The 622-nt window shown below is 47.7% G+C and carries 1 pseudogene; it reads left to right on the top strand.

Annotated elements, in window-relative coordinates:
- Window positions 1-13 precede the first annotated feature (13 nt).
- A pseudogene (locus tag A3739_RS02355) lies at window positions 14-622 on the top strand (hypothetical protein); the annotation flags it as partial.

Raw genomic sequence — 622 nt, 5'->3', positions numbered from 1 at the left:
TCAGTTGCTTAATATGGGGCTTGCGCCAACCCTCGGGCGAGAGGCTGCAAAGGCTAGAGCCTCAAAGCATGGGTTCGAAAGTTTTTACCGGGTATTAACGAGCTATGAGCTGATCTTTGCTGTTCTGGTTGGCTTAATGATTTTTGCCACGGTGTTAGGTAGCGGCTGGTTTGCCACTTCCTGGCTCAAAGTAGAGAGCCTAGCGATTACGAGCGTTGAGCTTTCGGTGATGCTGATGCTGTTTGTCGCTGCGGTGCGTTTTCAGGGTAGTTTGTATCGTAGCGGCATTATGGGGCTTGAAAAGCAAGTCTACATGAATGTTATGGATGTTATTTTTGTTTCATTACGGTTTCTCGGCGGCCTTTGTTTAGTGGCCTTCATCTCCAATAATGTGGTCCATTATTTTGTCTACCAGCTTGTGCTTTCATTGGCCGAGTTGGTTGTTGTGCGTAACAAACAGTTTGCTCTAGTGCCTAAGAGCGTTGCGCGTAGCTATGGATTTTATTGGAGCGTTGTTAAGCCTACCTTGCCCTTTGCAATGGGTATAGCGTACACGGCGGGTATCTGGGTGTTGATCACTCAAGTCGATAAGGCCATATTATCGGGCGGGTTGAGTCTGACA

Source organism: Oleiphilus sp. HI0067 (genome assembly GCF_001635735.1).
Note: the sequence above shows the minus strand (reverse complement) of the source record. Positions and strands in the feature narration are given on the sequence as shown.